This window comes from Pseudoxanthomonas sp. Root630, from assembly GCF_001427585.1.
In the GTDB taxonomy this organism is placed as follows: Bacteria; Pseudomonadota; Gammaproteobacteria; order Xanthomonadales; family Xanthomonadaceae; genus Pseudoxanthomonas_A.
The window spans coordinates 471,731-487,307 of the sequence record NZ_LMGY01000016.1 but is presented as its reverse complement, the minus strand read 5'-3'; the positions used below and the strand labels follow the sequence as shown (position 1 = coordinate 487,307).

19 protein-coding genes and 1 tRNA gene are annotated in these 15,577 nt (G+C 68.9%); 15 read left to right on the top strand and 5 right to left on the bottom strand.

The window, feature by feature from the left end:
• Positions 1–44: 44 nt before the first annotated feature.
• A complete protein-coding gene (locus ASD72_RS14640; protein WP_056880666.1) occupies positions 45–1,247 on the bottom strand; it encodes a lytic transglycosylase domain-containing protein in 1,203 nt (400 codons plus the stop codon).
• Positions 1,244–2,023: a hydroxyacylglutathione hydrolase gene (gloB, locus tag ASD72_RS14635; protein WP_056880665.1), complete on the bottom strand. Its 780-nt coding sequence runs from the start codon at positions 2,021–2,023 to the stop codon at positions 1,244–1,246. Before gloB ends, ASD72_RS14640 begins: the two co-directional genes overlap by 4 nt.
• Positions 2,024–2,083: 60 nt before the next feature.
• Here gloB and ASD72_RS14630 point away from each other — a divergent pair, with 60 nt between their 5' ends.
• The 6 genes from ASD72_RS14630 (at position 2,084) to ASD72_RS14605 (ending at position 7,132) form a co-directional block, all read left to right on the top strand.
• On the top strand, positions 2,084–2,743 hold the full coding sequence (locus tag ASD72_RS14630) for a methyltransferase domain-containing protein (RefSeq protein ID WP_235578017.1): 660 nt from the start codon (positions 2,084–2,086) through the stop codon (positions 2,741–2,743).
• 17 nt (positions 2,744–2,760) lie between these two features.
• Positions 2,761–3,210: a ribonuclease HI gene (rnhA, locus tag ASD72_RS14625; RefSeq protein ID WP_056880663.1), complete on the top strand. Its 450-nt coding sequence runs from the start codon at positions 2,761–2,763 to the stop codon at positions 3,208–3,210.
• A complete protein-coding gene (locus ASD72_RS14620; RefSeq protein WP_056880662.1) occupies positions 3,207–3,770 on the top strand; it encodes a GNAT family N-acetyltransferase in 564 nt (187 codons plus the stop codon). Before rnhA ends, ASD72_RS14620 begins: the two co-directional genes overlap by 4 nt.
• Positions 3,770–4,501 carry a DNA polymerase III subunit epsilon gene (dnaQ, locus tag ASD72_RS14615; RefSeq protein WP_056880661.1) on the top strand — a complete coding sequence of 244 codons (732 nt, stop codon included), beginning with the start codon at positions 3,770–3,772 and terminating at the stop codon, positions 4,499–4,501. The genes ASD72_RS14620 and dnaQ overlap by 1 nt, the downstream gene beginning before the upstream one ends.
• A gap of 82 nt (positions 4,502–4,583) precedes the next feature.
• The gene (locus tag ASD72_RS14610; protein WP_162250394.1) at positions 4,584–6,425 is read left to right on the top strand and encodes a DUF4034 domain-containing protein; all 1,842 of its coding nucleotides are present in this window, start codon (positions 4,584–4,586) and stop codon (positions 6,423–6,425) included.
• Positions 6,422–7,132, top strand: coding sequence for a hypothetical protein (locus tag ASD72_RS14605; protein ID WP_155944661.1), 711 nt, complete (start codon positions 6,422–6,424; stop codon positions 7,130–7,132). Before ASD72_RS14610 ends, ASD72_RS14605 begins: the two co-directional genes overlap by 4 nt.
• 19 nt (positions 7,133–7,151) lie before the next feature.
• Here ASD72_RS14605 and ASD72_RS14600 read toward each other — a convergent pair whose 3' ends face one another.
• Entirely contained in the window at positions 7,152–7,856 is a 705-nt protein-coding gene (locus tag ASD72_RS14600) for a PP2C family serine/threonine-protein phosphatase (RefSeq protein WP_056880659.1), read from the bottom strand.
• 217 nt (positions 7,857–8,073) lie between these two features.
• On the opposite strand from ASD72_RS14600, the gene ASD72_RS14595 reads away from it, so the two are divergent.
• Together ASD72_RS14595 and ASD72_RS14590 are read left to right on the top strand one after the other, a co-directional pair.
• Positions 8,074–8,164, top strand: a tRNA-Ser gene (locus ASD72_RS14595).
• A 118-nt stretch (positions 8,165–8,282) separates the two neighbouring features.
• Complete coding sequence (locus ASD72_RS14590; protein WP_056880724.1) at positions 8,283–8,690, top strand: DUF6165 family protein; 408 nt, start codon at positions 8,283–8,285, stop codon at positions 8,688–8,690.
• Here ASD72_RS14590 and ASD72_RS14585 read toward each other — a convergent pair.
• Both ASD72_RS14585 and ASD72_RS14580 read right to left on the bottom strand, forming a co-directional pair.
• A complete protein-coding gene (locus ASD72_RS14585; RefSeq protein ID WP_056880658.1) occupies positions 8,666–9,730 on the bottom strand; it encodes a nitronate monooxygenase in 1,065 nt (354 codons plus the stop codon). The two genes, ASD72_RS14590 and ASD72_RS14585, sit on opposite strands and share 25 nt — an antisense overlap.
• 9 nt (positions 9,731–9,739) lie before the next feature.
• Positions 9,740–10,786, bottom strand: coding sequence for a glycosyltransferase family 9 protein (locus ASD72_RS14580; protein WP_056880657.1), 1,047 nt, complete (start codon positions 10,784–10,786; stop codon positions 9,740–9,742).
• A 19-nt stretch (positions 10,787–10,805) separates the two neighbouring features.
• Here ASD72_RS14580 and ASD72_RS14575 point away from each other — a divergent pair, with 19 nt between their 5' ends.
• The 7 genes from ASD72_RS14575 to ASD72_RS14545 are packed head-to-tail and all read left to right on the top strand — an operon-like array spanning position 10,806 to position 15,505.
• Positions 10,806–11,555, top strand: a complete 750-nt coding sequence (locus ASD72_RS14575) for a 3-deoxy-D-manno-octulosonic acid kinase (RefSeq protein ID WP_056880656.1) — start codon at positions 10,806–10,808, stop codon at positions 11,553–11,555.
• Position 11,556: 1 nt separating this feature from the next.
• On the top strand, positions 11,557–12,309 hold the full coding sequence (locus ASD72_RS14570; protein ID WP_056880655.1) for an MBL fold metallo-hydrolase: 753 nt from the start codon (positions 11,557–11,559) through the stop codon (positions 12,307–12,309).
• The gene (gene moaA / locus ASD72_RS14565) at positions 12,306–13,319 is read left to right on the top strand and encodes a GTP 3',8-cyclase MoaA (RefSeq protein ID WP_056880654.1); all 1,014 of its coding nucleotides are present in this window, start codon (positions 12,306–12,308) and stop codon (positions 13,317–13,319) included. Before ASD72_RS14570 ends, moaA begins: the two co-directional genes overlap by 4 nt.
• Positions 13,320–13,335: 16 nt before the next feature.
• The gene (moaC, locus tag ASD72_RS14560; RefSeq protein WP_056880653.1) at positions 13,336–13,818 is read left to right on the top strand and encodes a cyclic pyranopterin monophosphate synthase MoaC; all 483 of its coding nucleotides are present in this window, start codon (positions 13,336–13,338) and stop codon (positions 13,816–13,818) included.
• Positions 13,815–14,060 carry a molybdopterin converting factor subunit 1 gene (gene moaD, locus ASD72_RS14555; protein WP_056880652.1) on the top strand — a complete coding sequence of 82 codons (246 nt, stop codon included), beginning with the start codon at positions 13,815–13,817 and terminating at the stop codon, positions 14,058–14,060. Before moaC ends, moaD begins: the two co-directional genes overlap by 4 nt.
• 3 nt (positions 14,061–14,063) lie before the next feature.
• Positions 14,064–14,492, top strand: a complete 429-nt coding sequence (locus tag ASD72_RS14550) for a molybdenum cofactor biosynthesis protein MoaE (protein WP_056880651.1) — start codon at positions 14,064–14,066, stop codon at positions 14,490–14,492.
• A complete protein-coding gene (locus ASD72_RS14545; RefSeq protein ID WP_056880650.1) occupies positions 14,489–15,505 on the top strand; it encodes a beta-propeller fold lactonase family protein in 1,017 nt (338 codons plus the stop codon). Before ASD72_RS14550 ends, ASD72_RS14545 begins: the two co-directional genes overlap by 4 nt.
• The last annotated feature ends 72 nt before the right edge of the window (positions 15,506–15,577 follow it).

The following is a 15,577-nucleotide window of genomic DNA, read 5'->3' as shown; positions in this document are numbered from 1 at the left end:
ACTGCAGGACCCCGGGAATCCCGCCGCAAGGCGGGATTTCTGTTTCAGGGGGCTTCGCTCGATGTCTCGTCCAACTGGAGGACCATGCCGGGCCGTAGAACAGCATCGGGCTTCAATCCGTTCATGCGTAGCAGGCGGGCCGCCGGGATGCCATGTCGCTTGCCGATGCTCCAGGCCGATTCGCCATTCTTGACCGTGTGCGTGCGTCCCGACGGTTTCGCCGGATCGTCCTGTTGCGGAGCGGATCCCTGTTCGCCTGCTGTTGGCGTGGATGGGGCATCCGAGATGCCCTCTTCGGCGGCGATACTCGGCGCGAGCAATCGCATGGGGCGCGAGCCCCGGCTGAATCGGCCTGCCAACGCGGGGTTGAGCCGATTCAACAGGGCCGTGGACTGTCCGTGGGCGCCCGCCCACGAGGCCAGCGTGCCGCCCTCGGGCAGCGGGTATGCGGCGAGGCGGGGCACGGGACGATCGAGCTGGTCCAGCCAGGCATCGCGATCGTCGGCCTGCTGGAAGATGCACGCCAGGGCGTGCAGTTTTTCGACGTAGGCGTAGGTGATGCCGGAAAGTCCAGGCAGCTCGGCCGGACGCGCATTGCGAGCGTTCATGCCAGCGCGGCGCATCGATTGGAGCACGCGGTACTCGCCGGCGTTGTAGGCCATCACCGCAAGCCGCCAGTCGCCGCCGAACATGCCGTGCAACGTCTTGAGGTAGCGCACGGCGGCCTGCGTGGAGTCCACCGGCGACAGCCGGCCGTCATAGCCCTCCCGCATCGGCACGCCATGGTTGCGCGCGGTGATGCCGATGAACTGCCACAGTCCGGCGGGTCCGTTGGGATTGCGGGCGCCCGGCTTGTAGCCGCTTTCGACGAAGGGAATGAGCGCGAACTCGGTCGGCAGGTGCGCGTCGCGCAGGGCGTCGACGACATAGCCGAACAACGGCAGCAGATCGTCCTCGGCGCGTGCGAGCTGGCCTGGCGCGTGGCCGAACTGCTTCTTCCAGCGTCCATTGGTCGCGGCGCTGTCGCACTCGGGATCGGCGAGGCCGTCGCGGAAGCGTTCGTAGACCTCCAGGCCGCTGCGTTGATGACTGGCCGGCAGAGTGGACGACGCGGGGACATCGATCGAGGAGCGTGGTGAAGGGGTGACGTCCGCCGGCACGAGGGGCTCGGCGGCGAACACGGGCGACACCGCACCGATGAACAGCACCGTCAGTACCGCGACACGCAAGGGGGAGGGGGTCTTCATGCGCGAAAGTCGTTCTTCCACTGCCGCAACGTGGCGAACGTCTCCACGCGATTGACGGGGGCACGCCCCAACCGGTGGGCGACGGCTTCGCGCACGGGATCGGTGTCCACGCGAAGGAAGGGATTCGTGGCGATCTCGCTCGCCAGCGTGACGGGCAGCGAGGGGCGCCCCGATTGCCGCATGGCGCGGACGTCATCGATGCGACGCCGCAGGGCGGCATTGTGGGGATCCACTGCCTGGGCGAACGCGCCGTTGGCCAGTGTGTATTCGTGGCCGCAGCAGACCAGTGACTCGGCCGGCAACGAGGCCAGTCGGTCCAGAGCCTCCAGCATCTGCGCCGGGCTGCCTTCGAACAGGCGGCCGCAGCCCAGGCTGAACAAGGTGTCGCCGCAGAACAGGTGGGGAGGTCCTTCCGATCCGCCGCCATGGAATGCGATGTGGCTGCGCGTGTGGCCATGGACTTCCAGCACCGAGAGCTGCCAGTTCTTCAGGCGCACCACGTCGCCTGCACCCACACGCTCCGTGGCTTCGGGGATACGGTCGTCTTCCGGCGCGAAGACCGGCAGGGTCGGCCAACGTTCCCGCAACGCGCGGACGCCGCCGGCATGGTCCGGGTGATGGTGGGTGACCAGGATCGCCGCCGGCCACAGGCCGTTGCCGGTCGCGGCGAGCACCGGTGCGGCATCGCCCGGATCGATCACGAGCGCATCCCCGTCGTCGTCGACCAGCGCCCAGATGTAATTGTCCTCGAAGGCGGGCAGGGCGAGCAGGCGCATCGGGGGATGAACTCCGGGCTGGGACGGACGCCCGGGGGCGGCGTCCTCTACAATCCGAACATGCCTGCCTTCGCGTTTACCCGTCAACCCGATGCCCTGGCGTGGTTCGGGACCGGACGCGGCGGACCGGTGCTGGCGTCCGAGCACGCCCGCGTCAGCCAGGCCCTCACCAGCCGCACCCCCCAGCCCTGGCTCTGGATTTCACCGGAGGGTGCCGGAGACGCGTTGGCGGCCGGCCCGACCACCCGCGGCGTCCACCTGCGGGCCCGCGCGGATACCGCCCATCTGTCGGGTCAGGTCCAGTGCGCGCTGCCGCTGCCGCTGCCGACCGAGGCTGCCGGGGTCATCGTGCTCCAGCACGTGCTCGACGCCGGTGATCCCCAGCCCCTGCTGCAGGAGTGCGCCCGGGTGCTCGAGCCCGGTGGCCGGCTGTGGCTGTTCGTCCTGAACCCCATGAGTCCCTACCGGCTGCGCTGGCGCCGTTCGGGGCTGGTCCCGCGGACCCTCGTACAGTGGCGGCTGCAGCTTGCCGCAGCGGGGCTGACCGCGTCCCAGCATGTGCTCCACTACGGTCCGGTCTGGCGAAGCCTGCATGAAGCCCCCGGCACCAATCCTGCGCCCCTGCGCGCCGCCTGCCTGCTGGAGGCGGAAAAGCGCGTCGCTGGCCTGATCCCCCCGGCCCCCGTCGCGCGCGCCTGGCGCCCGGCGCCGGCCGCCTGAACCCGTTACGAGAACGCATGAAACACGTCAGCATCCATACCGATGGTTCCTGCCTGGGCAATCCTGGCCCCGGCGGTTGGGCCGCTCTCCTGCGCTATGGCGAGAAGGAGCGCGAACTGGTGGGCGGCGTAGCCCAGACCACCAACAACCGCATGGAATTGATGGCGGCCATCGCTGCCCTGGAAGTCCTGACCGAGGACTGCCAGGTGACGCTCCACATCGACTCCCAGTACGTCCGCCAGGGCATCACCGAGTGGATGCCGAGCTGGGTGCGCCGCGGCTGGAAGACAGCGGGCGGCGACCCGGTCAAGAACCGCGATCTCTGGGAGCGGCTGCATGCCGCCACCGGCCGTCACCGTATCGAGTGGAAGTGGGTGAAGGGGCACAACGGCGATCCGGACAACGAGCGCGTCGACGTGCTGGCCCGCAATGAGGCCACGCGTTTCCGCAACGGTGCCGTCGCATGAGGGCGGTGCCGCTGGCGCCCGGCACCCTCGTCGCCGAAACGCCCCGCTTGCGCCTTCGCGCGATGGCCGATGACAACCCGGAAGACGCCGCCATGATGCTGGCGCTGCTCAACGAACCCAGCTTCATCCGGAACATCGCCGATCGCGGCGTCCGCACGCTGGAGCAGGCGAGCGATTACCTGCGCCAGGGCGCGTTGCGCAGCTATGCGGAGCATGGCCTGGGCATGTACGCCATCGAACGGAAGGACACCGGCGAGTTGATCGGCAACGCCGGCCTCGTGCGGCGCGAAGGCCTGGACGGCCCCGATATCGGCTACGCGCTGTTGCCCGCGCACGTGGGCCAGGGCTACGCCGAAGAGGCCGCGCGCGCCGTGATGGCCGATGCGAACGAACGCCTGCAGGCCCGCCGGCTGCTCGCCATCGTCAATCCCGAGAATGCGGCATCGATCCGCCTGTTGCAGAAGCTGGGATTCGTCTTTGAGAGAATGGCCACGCTGCCCCGCGTCGACCACGAGGTCGGCCTGTACCACCTGCACCTTGTCCCGGAAGCCTCAACCTGATGCGCCAGATCATCCTCGATACCGAAACCACCGGCCTGGAATGGAAGAAGGGCAACCGGGTCGTCGAGATCGGCTGCGTCGAACTGCTGGAGCGCCGACCCACCGGGCGTACCTATCACCAGTACATCAATCCGCAGCGCGAGTTCGAGCAGGGTGCCGCAGAAGTCACGGGCCTGAGCCTGGAGTTCCTGTCCGACAAACCGCTCTTCGCCGACATCGCCGATGAGTTCCTGGCTTTCATCGAAGGCGCGGAACTGGTGATCCACAACGCGGCCTTCGACGTGGGGTTCCTCGACTACGAACTGTCGCGTCTCGGCGAGCAGTACGGACGGTTGGCCGATCGCGCCACCGTCGAAGACTCGTTGCTGCTCGCGCGGCAGCGCTACCCCGGCCAGCGCAACTCGCTCGATGCGTTGTGCAAGCGCCTGGGCGTGGACAACACTCATCGCCAACTCCATGGCGCGTTGCTCGACGCCCAGTTGCTGTGCGATGTCTACCTGAACCTGACCGCCGGCCAGAGCGAGATCGGCTTCGGTGGCGCCGATGAAGGTGCGAGCGGTACGCCTGCCGCCGCCATCATCCATTTCGATTCGTCGGCCGCCGGCCAGCGGCCACGCGTCGCGGTGTCTGCCGAGGAATTGGTCGCACACGAAGCCCGCCTGGAAAAGCTGCGGAAGAAGGCGGGAGGGCGGTGCCTCTGGGATCCCCCCGCACTGGAAACCAGTCCCTGAGGATCGCGTCCCCACGCACGCCTCTTCACCCTGGCGTTTCCTTGCGGTAGCGTGCCAGCGGGGAAATCGACAGGGGATGTACATGACGGGCAGTCAGGGATGGTTGCGGCGCGGGTGTGCCGGTTTCGTGGGCATGGCGTGGGTATTGGCTGGCATCGCGGCAGCCTCGGCCGTTCCGGTCGCACAGGCCCCGCCCACCATCAAGGATCCGCAGGTGTCGTACACCGCGGCGTTGCAGGCGGCCGTGCTGGCGCGCTGGCAGGTGCCCGCCAGCGTGCGCGCGGGCGACATGTGTGCGATCAAGCTGACGCTATTGCCCGGTGGCGAAGTCTTCAGTGCGACGGTCCAGCCCGGCTGCGAATTCGACGTGCAGGGCCGCGAAGCACTCCTTGCCGCTGTGCGCCAGGCGTCTCCGCTGCCTTACCGCGGACATGAAGCCGTGTTCCAGCGTGAAACCGTCGTGCGCTTCGTGCGGCCGGTCGCGCCGGCGCCCATAGCGCCGATCAAGCCGCCTGCCCAGTTCCAGGAGCACCTGCTTCAGGTGCGTGCCATCGAAGCGCAGCCGCTCGACGAGGAGGCGCGTTGCCGCGCGTATCCCGACCTGCCGGGCAGTGAATGGCCCGAAGGCGCCGGCAAGGCGCGCTGTCTTCTGCTCCGTGCGCCGATCCTGTCGCTGGACGATATCGATACGCAGTTGGGTACGTCGAAGGGGGCTGCGGACCTGGATCGCCGTTTCAGGGCGCTGATGCAGGCGCACTATGACGACCCCGCGCAGCGCGAGCAGATCTTCATCGCCTATTCGATCTTCGACGCCGACCCGAAGGCCGAGCGTGTCGCACGTCGGTGGCTGGAGCAATCGCCAGGCAGCGCGTTTGCCCGGATGGCACTTGGCGATGCGTACGCCCGCCAGGGCTGGAAGGCGCGCGGTACCCAATGGGCGTCGGAAACGCCCGATGCCCAGATGGAAAGGATGGGTAGCCTGTTCCAGCGGGCGGTTCCGCTACTGGCCGAGGCGCTGGAAAAAGAAGCGCGGTTGTCGCCGGCATGCGAGCAACTCGCCGCGATCGGGCGGATGAGTTCCGACCAGCTCCAGCGGTGGGCGATGGGCGAATGCCTGAAGGTCGACGCGCAGTCGTTCTTCGTGCTCGAGGAAGTGATGACCCAGGCCGAGCCGCGCTGGGGTGGTTCGGCCGACGCCATGCGCGCCGCGGCTGCATTGATCGCCGCCCGCGCGCAGCAGTCCCCGGTCCTGTTGACGCTGACGGCCGTGCCGATCGGCTATGAGGCGGACATGGCCGACGACTGGTCCGAGATCGTGCCGGATACCGTGGCTGCATCGCTGAAGGCGCCCAATGCGGGCTACATGGCTCGAGCTGGACGGGGGATGTATGCCCAGGGCGATCGATGGCGCGGCCTGGCCTATGTTTCGCAGGCGCTGCGCTTCCACCCGGGGGACGATGACGAGTTGGCGTTGCGCGCGGAGATCCTGTTGGAGCTGGGCGATGCGGAGTGGGCGTTGCGCGATGCGCAGCGTGCCGCTGCGGTGGCGCCCGCCAGCGGCCGTCGCCACTACCTGCTGGCCCGTGTCGCGCGTCGTGCGCTGGGCGAACGCGAAGCGCGCGCGCCGCTGCTGCAGGCGATGGAGGATGCCGATACGCGCGAGCGGGCCTACGAGTTGTACTGCCAGACATATTCGATGTTGGGCGAACTCGCCGCTGCCGAGGCCTGCACCCAGGCGTTGGTCGCCGAGTTCCCGCGCAATGCGGAGGGCTGGCGGATGATGGCGTGGGTCCGTGGCGTACAGGACGACCCGGCGCAGGCCTTGGCCGTCGAGCAGTTCATGAAGTACCAGGACCTCGACCGTTGGCCGCACCATGCGCGCGACCTGGAGCGCTATCGGCGCTTGAAGAGCGCCCAGCCATGAGGGCGACGGTGCGTGGACTGGTGTGGGTATCGGCATTGTTGCCCGTGGGGCATGCGGGAGCCGCGCATCCCATCGAGCCGGTCGCGCCGCTGCCGCTGGACGCCAAGGTCGACGGGAAGGGTTACCCCGAGCTGACGGCGGCGTGGTGGCAGTGGGCCGAAGCGTTGGACGGCCTGCCGTACCGCGACCGGGATGGTCGTGCGTGCGGCGTGGCGCAGGAGGGGCCGGTCTGGTTCCTGGCCGGCACGACGGGCCGCTTCAATGCCCGCCGCGAATGCACGGTTCCGCTCGGCAAGCACCTCCTGTTGCCGGTGATCAACATGATCCACTACACGCCAGGAGACGCGCTGCGGGGCGATCGCGTGCCCAGTTGCCGGCAGCTGCAGGCGCGGGCGGCAGTCAACAACAATCAACTCTCCAGTGCGGTGGTCCTGCTGGATGGGGTGCCGGTCAAGGATGTGTCGCGCTACCGGGTCCGCAGCAGCGGCTGTTTTCCGCTGTTTCCGGATCAGCCGCCGCGCCCCGGCCATCTGGCGCAGGTCGCGGCCAGCGATGGCTACTGGCTGTTGTTCCCGCCTCTGTCGCCAGGGCGGCATACGGTGAGCGTAGGTGCCAATTACGACGCCGAGGGCAGCGGCTATGGCCGCATGGTCCAGAGCTTCGAGTACGTGCTCTGGGTCGGAGGCGATGGCGTGGCGGCGCGCTGAGGCGGCCGCCGCAGGTTCCTCAGTGGCAACGCACCAGGATCGCGGTGACGTTGTCCGAGCCGCCGCCATCCAGGGCGGCCGCGATCAGGGTGTCCACGCACTCCTGTGCGCTGCAGTCGTCGTGTTTCAGCGTGCTGGCGATGCTGGGGTCGTCGACTTCCTCGGTGAGGCCGTCGCTGCACAGCAACAGCTGCATGCCGGGGCGCAGCTCGCCGGTCATCGTTTCCACGTTCAGATGATTCGGGTCGGTGACGCCCAGCGCCTGCGTCACGACATTGCGGTGCGGGTGCGAACGTGCCTGCTCGGCGGTCAGCGCGCCTTGGGCGATGAGTTCCTGCACGTAGCTGTGGTCCTGGCTGAGCTGGGCCAACTGGCCCTCGCGCCAGAGGTAGGCGCGGCTGTCGCCGACCCAGGCCACTTCGAAGCGGTTGCCCTGGATGCGGGCGGCCACCACCGTGGTGCCCATCGGCAGGGTGTCGTTGCGGCGGCGCGAGGTGCGGATGATTTCCTCGTCGGCGATCCGGATCGCCTGCGCCAGCGGCGTGCCGTCGCGAACCTCCCGGACGATGGTTTCGCGCGCCAGCGCGCTGGCGACCTCGCCACAGGCGTGCCCGCCCATCCCGTCGGCCACCAGCCACAGGCCCAGCTCGCTGTCGCCGTAGTAGGTGTCTTCGTTCAGCTCCCTGCGGAGGCCGACGTGGGAGATGTGGCCGAATTCGATCATGGTGTCCTGCGCTGTGGGGACGGACTTCGCCTACCCGTTCATACGCAATGATCCGGACGGACAGGACAACGGGCAAGGGCGAAGCGCGTCCGTGGGGCAGTCAGGGTTCATCGACATGCTCGCGGGGATCGGTGCGCACACGGACAGGAGTCCATCGGCTTGTCCGAAAGCGGCCCGCAACGTATCATTCACGGCCCCGGACGCGTCCGGGGCCACCGGAGAGGTGGCAGAGTGGTTGAATGTACCTGACTCGAAATCAGGCATACGTTAATAGCGTATCGAGGGTTCGAATCCCTCCCTCTCCGCCAGTTTCGCGAAAGCCCCCGCAAGGGGGCTTTTTGCGTTGTGGCCGTCGCATCGGGCGTGCGATGGATGCCGCGACGGGGCGCGCCGCCTAGAATGGCGTTCTTTGCCGGGAGCCTGTCCATGTCCGAGATCCTCGTCCCCGTGTCCTTCGGTGAGTTGCTCGACAAGATCGCCATCCTGCAGATCAAGTCCGAACGCATGAGCGATCCGGCCAAGCTGGCCCACGTGCGCGACGAACTGACCGCGCTCGAACAGGCGTGGATGGCGCACCCCGCGGCAGGGAACAACATCGTCGAGTTGCGTGCGCAACTGAAGGCCGTCAACGAGCGCTTGTGGGAGATCGAGGACGAGGTGCGCGTGAAGGAAAAGGCGCAGGCCTTCGACGATGCGTTCGTGCGCCTGGCGCGCAGCGTGTACATCGAGAACGACGAGCGCGCCCGCATCAAGAAGGCGATCAACCTGGCGCTGGGGTCGAGCTACGTCGAAGAAAAGTCGTACCAGGACTACCGGTCGGGCAACGCGTCCTGACGCGAAGGGGTGAAGCCCCGCACGAGGGCGGCGGTGATCTCCGCCGCAGGCGCGTCGCGACAGGACGGGAACTGCCGGCCCGCCCATAGCAGCGAGTAATCGTCGAGCCCCTGCGCTTCCGCGGCTTCGCGCAGCGGTGCGGAGAAGGCCGTGGCCAGCGGGAACGCGGGGACGTCCGCTGCCAACGGGCCCCAGGATCCCATCGCCCGGTTGACGATGCCGCGCGCCGGGCGGCCGGTGAAGACGTTGGTCACCGAGGTGGAGCGTGGTTCCCGCAGCGCCTGCCGGTGCACCGCGCGCGTGTCGGCTTCCGGGCACAGGAGATAGGCCGTGCCGACCTGCACGCCCGCCGCGCCCAGCGCCATTGCGTCTGCAACGCCTCGCGCATCGGCGATGCCGCCGGCGGCGATCACCGGCACGTCGACGGCCGCAAGGATCGCCGGCAGCAGCGTGGACAGGTCCGCCTGGCGGTCCAGGTCATCGGACAGGAAATGCCCACGATGCCCGCCGGCTTCCCAGCCTTGTGCGATCACCGCATCCACGCCGCGCGCTTCCAGCCAGCGCGCCTCTTCCATCGTGGTGGCGCTGGTCAGCACGCGGCAGCCCGCGGCGCGCACCCCGGCGAGCAGGTCGTCCGCGGGCAGGCCGAAATGGAAGCTCACCACCGCTGGCCGGTGCGCCTGCACCAGCGCCAGGGCATCGGCATCGAAAGGCCGGCGTCCCGGGGTGGCCACGATGCGTTCGACGTCGAGGCCGAACCGTTCGTAGTCGGGGCGCAGCACCCGTCGCCATGCCTGCTCGCGCGCGGGTTCCGATGGTGGTGGTGCGTGGCAGAAAAAATTGAGGTTCCAGGGTCGGTCCGTACCCGAGCGCAGGCGGCGGATCTCCGCATCGAGCGCGTCCGGCGCGAGCGCAGCCGCAGGCAACGCGCCCAGCCCACCCGCTTCGCACACGGCCAGTGCCAGCCGGCTGCCCTGGACGCCCGCCATCGGGGCCTGCAGCAACGGCCAGCGGATTCCGAGCAGGTCGGCCAGGTCCATGCCGCCGGCTCAGCCGTCAAGATCGGCGCGACGCCGCTCGAACGCAGCCACCGCGTCTTCCACGGTCACCAGGCCCATCACGCCCTCGTGCTCGATCTTGGTGCCCCACGGGAGCTCGGCGGCCGGCTTGCCGCGGTACTTGCGCGCGGCGGCGTCGTAGCGGTCCACGCAGTAGCGCACGGTGGAATAGGGGCCGCTGCGTTTCGGGTTGCTGGCCGCATGCAGGCCCAGCACGGCGCTGCCCATCGCATTGGCGATGTGCATCGGGCCGGAGTCCGGCGTCACCACCAGGTCGGCGCGGGCGAGCAGGGCAGGCAGATGCTTGAGGGTGTCCTTGCCGACCAGATCGAGTGCGGGCGCCTGCATGGCGGAGAGGATCGCGTCGGCCGTGCGGCGCTCCAGCTCGCTGCGCCCACCGCACAGCACCACGCGCCAGCCCTGCGTGGCCGCGTGGTCGGCGAGTGCGGCGTAGCGGTCGGCGTACCAGTTGCGGCGCTCGTGGCTGGAGCAGGGCGAGATCATCAGCGTGCGCTGGCCGTCCGCGGGCCATTGCGCCGCAGCCCATGCGTGCGCCTCCGCCGGAACCGGCAGATCCCACACCACCGCGTCCTGCTTCAGGCCGAGGGGTTCGCAGAAACTGCCGATCGCATCGAGCACGTGGATGCCCGGACGGTCCGGGATGCGCTCATTGATCACCAGCCCGTGCAGGTCCTTCGAACGGCTGCGGTCGTAGCCGATCCTGCGCCGCGCACGGATGAAGGCCGATAGCAGATTGGCGCGCAACGCTACCTGCATCTGCAGCAGCGCATCGAAGCCTTCGGCGGGCAGCTCCGCGCGCAGGGCGCGCATGCCGGCCAGCCCCGTCTTCTTGTCGTAGGTGTGGAAGGTCACGCCCTCCAGCCCCTCCAGCAGTTTGAAGCCGCCCTTGTCGATGACCCAGTGCAGGCGCGCCCGGGGCGCGTGACGCTGGAGCGTGCGTACCAGCGGCACGACATGGGTCACGTCGCCGAGCGCGGACAGGCGGAGCAGGCAGAGTGATTGGGGAATCGTGGACAAGTGTTGTTAGACTCGCTGGATGGTCGGTTTTGACGCCTCGGAATCCCTGACGCCGTTCCGCGAAGGCAGCGGATACGGTGCGATTCTGTTCGACCGCAAACACCTGCGGCAAGCGAGTGCCGACTGGTTCCTGCCGGAGAAGTGGGGCGACCGTGCCCGGCCGGTCGACAGTGGCGGTCGGGGAGGAGCCTGGTTCATCGATGCGCCCTCCAGCCAGTGCGTCCTGCGTCACTACCGGCGCGGCGGCCTGGCCTCGCGCTTCAGCCAGGACCGCTACCTGTGGCACGGCCCGGACCGCACCCGCAGTTTCGCCGAATTCCGCCTGACCCGCGCGCTCCTGGCGCGCGGCCTGCCGGTGCCACGGCCCGTGGCCGCCAGCTACGTGCGCGACGGCATGTTCTATCGCGCCGCCATCCTGGTGGAGCGGTTGATGGACGTCCGCACGTTGGCCGACATCGCCTCGCAGGACGAGAGCCGGGCGCCCTGGGAAAGCACGGGCCGGTTGGTGGCGCGCTTCCACCGCGCCGGCCTGGACCATGCGGATCTCAACGCGCAGAACATCCTGTTCGACGGCGCCGGCCACGGCTGGCTGATCGACTTCGACCGCGGGCGCCTGCGGATACCGGCCACGGCATGGCGGGAACAGAACCTGGCGCGCCTCAAACGCTCGCTGCTCAAGCTGCGGGGCGCGCGCAGCGTCGACGCGGTCGGCGTGGATTTCGCCCACCTGCGTCGCGCCTACGACCACGCCTGGTCGCGGGGCTACTGAGATGACGTGGGTGCTGCGCTTCCATGGCGTGGGCAACGCCAGTGCGGTCGAGCTGGGTTCGGCCATGGCGACTCTCGAGCGCGAAGGCAGTCCCTGGCTGACCATCGATTGCGGTGGCGAGGGCCTGACCGCCTACCACGCGCGTTACGGCGACATGCCCGACGCGATCTTCATCACTCACGTGCATCTGGACCATGTGGCCGGGATGGAACGGCTGTTCGTGGCCAGCTATTTCGATCCGGCGCGACGCGGCAAGGTCCGCCTGTACGTGCCGGCACCGCTGGTTCCGCTGCTGCACCAGCGCATCGCCAGCTATCCGAACGTGCTGGCCGAGGGCGGCGCCAACTTCTGGGATGCGTTCCAGCTGATCCCGGTGGGCGGCGCGTTCTGGCACGACGGGCAGCGCCTGGAGGTGTTTCCCGTGCGCCATCACTGGCCGGAGACGGCCTTCGGCCTGCGCCTGCGGGGCAGCGTCGTCTGGACGGGCGATACGCGCCCGATCCCGGAGATGCTGGCGCGCCATGCCGATGCCGGCGAACTGATCGCACACGACTGCGGCCTGCACGGCAATCCGTCGCACAGCGGGATCGACGACCTGGAGCGCGAGTACCCGCCAGCGCTGCTGTCCCGCTGCGTGCTCTATCACTACGCCAGCGCCGACGATGGTGAGGCGCTGAAGGCGCGCGGACACCGGATCGCGACGCCCGGCGAAGGCATTGCACTGTCCTTGCCACTGGCCGTCGAACTGCCGTGAACGCCTCGCCATTGCCGCACGACTTGCTGGGGCGTCCGCTGCACGACCTGCGGCTGTCGGTGATCGACGCGTGCAACTTCCGTTGCGGCTATTGCATGCCGGCCGACCGGGTGCCCGAGGATTACGGCACCGACGCCTCGCAACGCCTGTCCTTCGACGAGATCGACGTGCTGGTCCGCGCCTTCGTGCGGCTGGGCGTGCGCAAGTTGCGCCTGACGGGCGGCGAGCCGCTGCTGCGCAAGCGCCTGCCGGAGCTGGTCCGCCGGCTGGCCGCCATTCCCGGGCTGGAGGACATCGCGCTGACCACCAATGGCGTGTTGCTGGCGCACCAGGCGCAGGCGCTGCACGATGCAGGCCTGCGTCGCATCACCGTCAGCCTGGACGCCCTGGATCCGGAGGTATTCGCCGCGATGTCGGGTCGGCGCGGACAGATCGGCGACGTACTGGCCGGCATCGAGGCGGCGGTGTCTGCAGGCTTCTCTCGGTTGAAGATCAACGCCGTCGTGCAGCGTGGCGTCAATGAAGCGGAAGTGCTTCCGCTCGTCGAGCGTTTCCGCGGCACCGGGCATGTGGTGCGCTTCATCGAGTTCATGGATGTGGGCGACAGCAACGACTGGCGGCTGGAACGCATGGTGCCGTCGTCGGTCCTGCGCGACCGGATCGCCGAGCGCTGGCCGCTGCATCCGCTGCAGGCCGAGTATCGCGGCGAGGTGGCCGAGCGCTACGGATTCGATGATGGCGGTGGCGAAGTGGGTTTCGTCAGCTCGGTCAGCACGCCGTTCTGCGGCGATTGCCACCGGGCGCGCGTGTCGGCGGACGGACGGCTGTTCACCTGCCTGTTCGCCTCGGACGGCGTCGACCTGCGCGCGATCGTGGCGGAAGGCGAGGATGCGCTGGCGGCGCACGTGGCCCGTTTGTGGTCGGCGCGCGGCGACCGCTACAGCGAACTGCGCGGCCGCCCGGAAGTGCGCGACCGGCGCCGCGTCGAGATGTATCTTATCGGCGGTTGATTCCCCCAGGACCCGCATGCCCCGTACCGCATTGACCCACCTCGACGCCGCCGGCCGGCCTGCGATGGTGGACGTGTCCGGCAAGGCTGCCACCGCGCGCGAGGCGCAGGCGACGTGCCGCGTACGCTTTCCCGCCGATGTCGCGCGGCAATTGAAGCGCAACGGCCTGCGCAGCGCCAAGGGTGGCATCGTCGACACGGCGATCATCGCCGGCACGATGGCGGTCAAGCGCACGCACGAACTGATCCCGTTCTGCCATCCGCTTCCCATCGACGGTTGTCGGCTGTCCATCGACTGGGACGGCGAGAACGCGCTGCTGATCGAGTGCCAGGTCCGCACCGTGCACCGTACCGGCGTGGAGATGGAGGCGCTCACCGGCGCCACCGTCGCGGCGCTGACGGTGTACGACATGTGCAAGGCGCTGTCGCACGCCATCGTGCTGGGCCCGGCGAAGCTGGTCGCCAAGCGCGGCGGCAAGCGCGACGTGGGGTCGCCATGAGCGTCGCCCTGACCCTGCTGTACTTCGCCAGCCTGCGTGAGCGCACCGGCGTGGCGAGCGAAGCGGTGGATACCGAGGCGGCCGATCTGGCCGATCTCTACGGCGAAATCCAGGCTCGCCACGGCATCGCGTGGCCGCGCGAACACCTGCGCGTGGCCGTCGATGGCGAATTCGCGCGCTGGCAGGATCCGCTGCGGGCAGGCAGCGAAGTCGCCTTCATCCCGCCCGTGAGCGGAGGCTGAGGCATGCCCCGTTTCCTTCTTTCCGCGGAGCCGCTGGACGTCGCCGCGCTGGGAGCCGGCCTGCGCGATCCGCGCGCGGGTGGTCACGCGACGTTCGAAGGCTGGGTCCGCGACCACCATGCCGGTCGTGCGGTGGATGGGCTGGACTACGAAGCGTATGGCGCACTGGCCGAACGCGAGGGCGAACGGATCGTGGCCGAGGCGATGGAGCGTTTCGACGTGCTGGCGGCGTGCTGCGCGCACCGCGTCGGCGCCCTGGCGATCGGCGATCTGGCCGTGTGGGTGGGGGTGAGCGCGGCGCATCGCGGCGCCGCGTTCGACGCCTGCCGCTACATCATCGATGAAGTGAAGCAGCGCGTGCCGATCTGGAAGCGCGAGCACTACCGCGAAGGAGATGCGGACTGGCTGCATCCCGTGGTGGACGGCCCATGAGCGCGTTTCGACGGGTCGTGTCCGGTCTCTTCGTCACGCTCGCGTGCGTGGGCGCACCCTCGGCGCAGTCGGCCGAACTGCTGGTGGGCAACAAGTCGGCGGATACGGTCTGGCGCCTCTCCCTGCGCGACGGGCGCCGGATCGGCGAGCACAGGACCGGTGAGGCGCCGCATGAGATCGCCGTGGCCCCGGATGGGCGCCTGGCGGTAGTGACGAACTACGGCGGCTCGAAGTCGGGCAACACGCTTTCCGTGCTGGATCTGGTGGGTGGCAAACCGACGCGCACGATCGATCTGGGCCAGCACAGTGCGCCGCATGGCATCCGCTTCCTGGCCGACGGGCGTCGCGTGCTGGTGACCACGGAGGCCTCCGCCAGCCTGGTGGTCGTGGACGTGGCATCGGGCGATGTCGAGCGCAGCATCGATGTCGGCGGCGGTACCGGACACATGCTGGCGTTGTCGCCGGATGGGCAGGTGGCCTACCTGACCAAGATCCAGGCCGGAACGATCAGCCGGATCGACCTGGCCACCGGTACGCGCGTCGAGCGGCCCGCCGGCAAAGGCGCGGAGGGCGTGGCGATGCGGCCGGATGGCGCCGAGGTCTGGGTGACCAACCGCGAAGACGGCACGCTGACCGTGCACGACCCCCGCACGCTGGCCGTCAAGCGCCGCATGAGCAGCAAGGGCTTTCCGATCCGCGTGGCGTTCTCCGCGGATGGCGCGCTGGCCTTCGTCACCAATGCCCGTGCCGCCACGCTGGCCGTGTTCAACGCGCGCACCAAGGTGCCGGTGGCCACGGTGCCGCTATCGCGCGAGGACATGGCCTACCAGCCCACCATGCTCGGCAACGCCGCTTTACCCATTGGCGTCGTGGTGGCTGCGGACCGTCCGCGCGCCTACGTGGCCATCAGCGGCGGCGACCGTATCGCCGTGATCGACACGCAGCGCTGGCAAGTCATCGACTACTGGGTGACCGGCCGCGAGCCCGACGCGCTGGGCATCATCGCCGACTGACGTCGCGTGCGCGGCAGGGCCCGGAATTGCCATCGCAATTGCCGTGGGGAATGAAGGGTCATTGCCCGAAAA

Coding starts and splice junctions, on each gene's coding strand:
- moaC (WP_056880653.1), top strand. CDS start 13,336: ATGCCCCGTACCGCATTGACCCACCTCGACGCCGCCGGCCGGCCTGCG.
- gloB (WP_056880665.1), bottom strand. CDS start 2,023: ATGCGCCTGCTCGCCCTGCCCGCCTTCGAGGACAATTACATCTGGGCG.
- dnaQ (WP_056880661.1), top strand. CDS start 3,770: ATGCGCCAGATCATCCTCGATACCGAAACCACCGGCCTGGAATGGAAG.
- moaD (WP_056880652.1), top strand. CDS start 13,815: ATGAGCGTCGCCCTGACCCTGCTGTACTTCGCCAGCCTGCGTGAGCGC.
- ASD72_RS14600 (WP_056880659.1), bottom strand. CDS start 7,856: ATGATCGAATTCGGCCACATCTCCCACGTCGGCCTCCGCAGGGAGCTG.
- ASD72_RS14550 (WP_056880651.1), top strand. CDS start 14,064: ATGCCCCGTTTCCTTCTTTCCGCGGAGCCGCTGGACGTCGCCGCGCTG.
- ASD72_RS14585 (WP_056880658.1), bottom strand. CDS start 9,730: ATGGACCTGGCCGACCTGCTCGGAATCCGCTGGCCGTTGCTGCAGGCC.
- ASD72_RS14620 (WP_056880662.1), top strand. CDS start 3,207: ATGAGGGCGGTGCCGCTGGCGCCCGGCACCCTCGTCGCCGAAACGCCC.
- ASD72_RS14575 (WP_056880656.1), top strand. CDS start 10,806: ATGGTCGGTTTTGACGCCTCGGAATCCCTGACGCCGTTCCGCGAAGGC.
- ASD72_RS14605 (WP_155944661.1), top strand. CDS start 6,422: ATGAGGGCGACGGTGCGTGGACTGGTGTGGGTATCGGCATTGTTGCCC.
- ASD72_RS14570 (WP_056880655.1), top strand. CDS start 11,557: ATGACGTGGGTGCTGCGCTTCCATGGCGTGGGCAACGCCAGTGCGGTC.
- ASD72_RS14610 (WP_162250394.1), top strand. CDS start 4,584: ATGACGGGCAGTCAGGGATGGTTGCGGCGCGGGTGTGCCGGTTTCGTG.
- ASD72_RS14590 (WP_056880724.1), top strand. CDS start 8,283: ATGTCCGAGATCCTCGTCCCCGTGTCCTTCGGTGAGTTGCTCGACAAG.
- ASD72_RS14630 (WP_235578017.1), top strand. CDS start 2,084: ATGCCTGCCTTCGCGTTTACCCGTCAACCCGATGCCCTGGCGTGGTTC.
- ASD72_RS14640 (WP_056880666.1), bottom strand. CDS start 1,247: ATGAAGACCCCCTCCCCCTTGCGTGTCGCGGTACTGACGGTGCTGTTC.
- rnhA (WP_056880663.1), top strand. CDS start 2,761: ATGAAACACGTCAGCATCCATACCGATGGTTCCTGCCTGGGCAATCCT.
- ASD72_RS14545 (WP_056880650.1), top strand. CDS start 14,489: ATGAGCGCGTTTCGACGGGTCGTGTCCGGTCTCTTCGTCACGCTCGCG.